The organism is Mucilaginibacter dorajii, assembly GCF_024808255.1.
Classification (GTDB): domain Bacteria; phylum Bacteroidota; class Bacteroidia; order Sphingobacteriales; family Sphingobacteriaceae; genus Mucilaginibacter; species Mucilaginibacter dorajii.
Genome location: NZ_JANTYS010000042.1, coordinates 20,558 through 27,013 on the forward strand (window position 1 = coordinate 20,558; position 6,456 = coordinate 27,013).

Genomic DNA, 6,456 nt, shown 5'->3' on the forward strand with positions numbered 1-6,456 from the left:
TCAAACCGACCTAAATATGTCATCATTTTATAAAAAGGCAATATCACTTTCGGCTTTATTGTGCGGATTCACTGTTGCAGTTTTTGCACAACGACCGCTTACCTTAAGCAAAGAGCGCAGCTATTACACCTACATTTATAAGCTCACAACTGCCCAGGTTAGTAAATTTTACACCCACCCCGATGATTCATTAAACGAAAATATCCTGCATCACCCTATCGATTCTTTTAAAACCAGCTCGTATTGGGAAAATGCGCTACCTGCCGGTAACTACATAAAAGTTGCCGCTGATAAAGACAGGCTCACTTATTCACTGATTGAAAATCATTCGGCTTTTATAAAACTGCTGCATAATGATTACGACCGCCGTCTTATCATTTTAGATAAACAGGGGAATAACATCAGGAACGCCAGGGTGCTTTATAACGGAAAAACGCTTGGTTACGATGTCAAAAGCGGCACCTGGCATAGTAAAAGCCCAAAGAAGATAAGCACTGTACAGGTAGATTTTGACGGCATAGCTAACTTTTTTACCGTGAAAGAAGAAGACTATGACCGCGACGATAATGATAAAAACAGTTGGCTATCTTCTTTCTGGAAATCCATAAAAAGGATCTTTTCAAAAGGCGATGACAATGACAGATATAGACAGCGATATCCTCAAAAACCTAAACCTTACAGCAGCTTTGTAATATTTAACAAACCAAAATACAAGCCAAACGATACCGTAAGGTTTAAGGCATTCATCCTTTATTCAAAATCGAAGTTACCTGTAACACAAAAAAAACTGGATGTACGCCTTTGCGAGGGATCTTATGCCAGCAATGGCAAAAAGATAGGAACAGTTGGCGGCTACCGGCCCGGAGGTTTTGAGTATAGTTTTGCCTTGGGCGATAGCATCAGGCTTGATGAATATTATAACATCGCCCTGGTAGATCCCGACTATAAACAGCCCAAAAACGACGAGGGCAAGGGTCAAAGTTTGTACAACGATCCGGCCGTACTGGCTTACGGCGGCTTCAAGTATGAAGATTATGAATTAAAATCAACCAAATTTAACCTCCGGACTGATAAAAAGGAACATTGGCGCGGCAATCCTATGGCTGTTTACCTGAAAGCTACAGATGAAAACGATCTGCCGGTACCCGATGGCAGCGTAACCTTAACTTTAACAAGCAATTCCGCATCATCATATACTCAAACAAAAGTTTTTGTGCCCGATACACTGTGGACAAAGCAGCTCCCGCTTGATGCTGTGGGAGAAACCAAAGTGGTCATCCCCGATTCTATTTTTCCTCATGCCAATATCAGCTACCAGTTAAATGCTGTATTTTTAAACTCGGCCAATGAGGAGCGCCATGAATCAAAATACCTGAATTTTGATGATAAACGCTTTAATATCAATACCGATTTAAGCGGAGATACCCTAAAAGCAAGCCTACAGGAGTTGGGGAAATCAACAAAAGGTACCGCCATCATCAGCGCTTTTAATGCTAACGAGGATACCATATCTAAAGTAAAAGTAACATTACCTGCAAACATCATCATTAACCCTGCCGCGTATACCTACAACATTGAAGCAGATAGCACCGATAAGGACGTAGAATTAAAGGATTTTAACGGCGGAATTTCTATCGAATCGGATCGCTCGTCTGATTCACTTTTTGTAAAAGTGATTAATACCCGTAAACTACATTTCTGGTATTCGGTTTTCGCCGGCAATAAACTTATAGACGCGGGCGAGGCAGATAACCTTACTTACAGAAAAGCATATAAGGGGCAAAACATGGTTACCTTTTGGATAAACTACATTTGGGCTGGTGTAAACCATAATGAGCAGGCCCGGCTGCTTTACCGTAAAGATCTGCTTACCATAAATGTTAAGCAACCCGTAACGGTATATCCGGGGCAGCAGGTTACAACAGATATTGTAGTTACCGATAACGCCGGCAAACCGGTAGCCAATGCTGATATCACCGCGTGGGCTCTTACCCGAAAATTTGAAGGTTACAGGGCACCGGGTTTACCCTACCTGGGTTATAATTTAAAATATCGTAAAACACTTAAGCCCTATGAAACGGATAAAACCGATGCGGATGGATCAATAAAACTAAATTGGAACCGATGGAGCAGGGAAATGGGACTTGATAGCATTGAATACTACAAATTTACCCATCCCAAAAAGATGTACACCATTGAAGAGTCAGGCATTGATACCATTACGCAAATAGCCCCATTTGTAATAAAAAGCGGCGTTATTGAACCCGTACACATTTTGTACATTGATGGTAAACCTGTATACTTTAGCCAGGCTCAACAGCTGCAGCGTTATAGCTTTGAGGCTAGCCCGGGCAAACACCAATTACGGTTCAGGACCAACAACCGCAGTTTTAAGGTAGATAGTGTTAATGTTCAACATGCCAAAAAGCTTATCCTTAGTGTTAATGAAGATGCTTTTGAAGGCGATAAAGTATCAGATACGTTAAGCAATTACGAAGCAAGTTTACTTAATAATTATTTTGTTACCATAGTTAATAATTTTGATCATCAAATGGCCCTGATAAGGCAGGATAAGCTTTTATACTACCTTAATCCGGGCGCCGATAATCGTAATGAAATCCTAACCGGGCCCTTGCCTTCAAACATTGTTACGTTGGACGTTAAAGGACAGGATTCAAAAACATTTGTGGCCGAACCTGATTTTTCATACCTGTTTCAACCGGGCCTGCTTAAGCAAAGAAGCATTCCGGCAAAATTTCCTTTTAATCTTAAAATTTCAGACGCACCCGCTGCTACCGACTATACGCAGTATGTACTCACCTGGCGTGCCGCCGATAGTTTGTGGCAAAACTACCTGGATAATAGGGCCAACACTACTCAACTGTTTAACAACCAGTTTATATCGGGCGACGAAACGGGTAAACTAAGAATTGAAAGAGAGGTACTGAAAAAAGAAATACCAGATCTGATCAGGAACATTATTATTTACAGGTATAATGAGCCCAACTTTTTACGGATCTTCCCAGGCAATGCTATTGACCTTGGTTCCCTTGAAAAGGGCAAATACAGGGTAATGTATTTACTAAGAGGCGGTAAGTATGATATGTTGGAGAATATTACCATTAAACCCCGTGGCACCAACTTTTATAAAGTACATATAGTTGCTACTCATCCGCGCGATTCAGTAAGTATCAAAATAATTAACGTGGTAGATAGTCGCCTTGATGGCCGCTACCATAACAATCTGGATCAGGACGACGATGCAACTAAAATAAAAGAGGCATTTAATGATAAATATACCCCTGTAAGTAATTACCTGAATATGATGACGGGAATGGTTATTGATAAAAAAGACAAGTCGCCGTTACCCGGTGTAAGCGTGCGCATAAAAGGCACCTCAACTGGTACAGTAACCAACACACAGGGGCACTTTAGCTTGAAAGTGCCTGCAAATGGTAAATTAACTATCAATTACATAGGCTACGAAAGCAAGGAAATAACCATTACACCAAATGCAGATGTGGCCGTTATACTTGAACCATCAAGCAAACATTTGCAGGAAGTGGTAGTAATAGGTTATGGAACACAAAAAAGAAGTGAGCTTACCGGGTCAGTAAGCGTTGTTAGTTCCGGATATTTTAACATAGCGTCAAACAACATCAGTAATCTATTAGCCGGCCGGATTGGCGGGGTACAAGTAGTTAACGGAGAAACGCCCGGTTCAACAGATAAAATTTATATCAGGGGAGTAGCATTGCCAAGTGGTGGTAGCCCACTCTACATTGTTGATGGTGAAATAGTATCCAATATGGCAGGCATCAACATTAATGATGTAGATGAGCTAAACGTATTAAAATCATCGGCTGCGGAAGCATTATATGGTACGCGCGCTGTAAACGGCGTGATCATCATCACCACAAAAAAGAAAAAACAGGAAGCCCAGTTGCCCGCTGCTACACAGCAGAACGATCAAACCTTGCGTAAAAACTTTGCCGACTATGCATACTGGCAACCCAAACTAACTACCGATGCGCAAGGCAAAGCCAGTTTTACAGCTACCTTCCCGGATGATATTACCAGCTGGCGCACATTTGTAGCAGGCATCACCGGTCATAAACAGGTTGGCTTTGCTGAAAACCAAATCAAATCCTTTAAACCCCTAAGCGCGAATTTTATCGCACCTCAGTTTGCTGTTACCGGCGATGAAATGAAGCTCATAGGCAAAGTATTAAACTATAATGCTACCCCCGCTACGCTTACCCGTACTTTTACCTATAATGGCCAGCAACTCAAACAGGATGCATTATCTGTAGATAACTCAAAAATTGATACGCTAAGTATAATAGCATCGGCTACCGACAGCCTCAATTTTGAATACACCATTAAACGGGATAATGGCTATTTTGACGGAGAACGACGTAAAGTGCCCGTGATTAAACAAGGAATTGAAGAAACCAAAGGCATTTTCCAGGCATTAAACAGCGACACAACCGTGAACCTAAAATTCGACCCGGCGATGGGGCCCGTAACACTTAGAGCCGAGGCTTCCGTGTTACCAACATTGGCAGAAGAAAGCCGAAAACTAAGGGAATACAAATACCTGTGTAACGAGCAGTTAGCCTCCAAACTCAAAGGTTTACTGGCCGAACGCCAGATCAAAAAATTCCTGGGCGAGGATTTTAAGTATGATAAGAATATTAAAGAAGTAATTAAAAAGCTGCAGGGAAACCGCAAAAGCAACGGCACCTGGGGCTGGTGGAAAGATACCGACGAGGAGCTTTGGATAAGCCTGCACGCGGTTGAGGCTTTGTTGGCTGCTCAAAAGGAAGGCTACAGTGTTGAACTTGATCAACAAAAACTGACCGACTACCTTGTTTATCAATTAGAAAGCTACCATGGGGCCGATAAACTCGCCTGCCTGGAGTTGCTGCACAAACTGCATGCAAAGGTTGATTATGCAAAATACGTGGGCATAATTGAAAAGGAATACAAAGCAGTTAAATTAAATACCGGTTTCGCCTTATCAGGCTATGATAAATTACGGTTGATGCTGGTTAAGCAGGAAAGTGGTTTAAGCATCAAATTAGATAGCTTGCTGGGTAAAGAACAGCATACCCTGTTTGGCAATATTTACTGGGGCGAAGAAGGTTACCGTTTTTTTGATAACTCAATCCAGTTAAGTGTACTGGCTTACCAGATTATTAAAAATGATGGCAAACATCCCGAATTGCTGCAAAAGATCCGCGGTTATTTCCTGGAACAACGCGGGCATGGCGACTGGCGCAACACTTATGAATCGGCATTGATCCTGGAAACCATTTTACCAGACCTTTTAATAGAAAACAAGGAGGTAAAAGCAGCATCTATCACCTTAAAAGGTTCAAAAAATGAAACCGTCACCCAGTTCCCATACTCGGCCAAACTGAATGCCGGTAACCTGAGCATCAGCAAAACAGGGAGTCTGCCAGTATATATTACCGGCTCACAACAATTTTGGAATACCAAACCAGAAAAGGTAAACAAGGATTTTACAGTAAACACCTGGTTTGAACGTAAAGACCAAAAAATCGCCAAATTAAAAGGAGGAGAAGTAGTTACCTTGCAAACAGAAGTAACCGCCAAGGGCGATGCCGATTTTGTAATGATTGAAGTACCTATCCCGGCTGGCTGCTCCTATGAGAGCAAAGACCAGGCCTGGGGTAATAACGAGGTGCATCGTGAATATTTTAAAGAGAAAGTGAGCATCTTTTGCCGCAAGCTAAAACAGGGCACTTATACATTCAGCATTAACCTTATCCCACGGTACGATGGTAAATACACTTTAAACCCGGCTAAGGCCGAAATGATGTATTTCCCGGTATTTTATGGCCGGGAGGGGATGAAATCGATATCTATTGGTTCAACGGGCCGTTAGTCAATTATCCAGCAGCCTGCGATGATAGTTTATCTGCCCCAAATGATAACCTAAGTGCATGGCCAGATGAACAAAAAAGTATTCGGTAGACGCATCTTTTAAAAATATCTCTGCCGGGTATTTTTCGTTCAACTGATCTTCTGTGATCATATCGAAGGTTTTTCCGATCATGATGATCGTTTTTTCTATTTTATCCACCAGTTCTGCACGTGGTACATTTTTTAGCGCAAATTCATCTTCGCGGTTCCTCACATAACCTGTTTTGCCAAACTCTGCGCCGATGTAGATGTTCAGGTTACCCACCAAATGTAAACAAAGGTTGCCGGCAGAGTTCAATATACTCTTTTCGATATACCAGAGCTTTTCCTCGTTTTGGTAAGCTTCTATCTCCTGCTTTAATTTCTTAAGGTCACGGATAATCAGTTCTTTCAATGTATCTTTTATCATGTCATTAGTCATTAGTCATTAGTCATTAGTCATTAGTCATTAGTCATTAGTCATTAGTCATTAGTCATTAGTCATTAGTCATTAGTCATTAGTCA

Annotated in this window: 2 protein-coding genes; one reads left to right on the forward strand and one right to left on the reverse strand. The window is 41.6% G+C overall.

Annotation, left to right across the window (positions count from 1 at the left end; translation table 11 throughout):
* Positions 1–16 precede the first annotated feature (16 nt).
* The gene (locus FHS10_RS28880; RefSeq protein WP_259097687.1) at positions 17–5,914 is read left to right on the forward strand and encodes a carboxypeptidase-like regulatory domain-containing protein; all 5,898 of its coding nucleotides are present in this window, start codon (positions 17–19) and stop codon (positions 5,912–5,914) included.
* On the opposite strand, the gene FHS10_RS28885 is transcribed toward FHS10_RS28880, so the two are convergent.
* Positions 5,915–6,361 carry a DUF1572 family protein gene (locus FHS10_RS28885; RefSeq protein ID WP_259097688.1) on the reverse strand — a complete coding sequence of 149 codons (447 nt, stop codon included), beginning with the start codon at positions 6,359–6,361 and terminating at the stop codon, positions 5,915–5,917.
* Between the last annotated feature and the right edge of the window lie 95 nt (positions 6,362–6,456).

What these genes read in the sequence shown, in the direction of transcription:
- FHS10_RS28885 (WP_259097688.1), bottom strand. Translation starts at nt 6,361, where the DNA reads ATGATAAAAGATACATTGAAAGAACTGATTATCCGTGACCTTAAGAAA.
- FHS10_RS28880 (WP_259097687.1), top strand. Translation starts at nt 17, where the DNA reads ATGTCATCATTTTATAAAAAGGCAATATCACTTTCGGCTTTATTGTGC.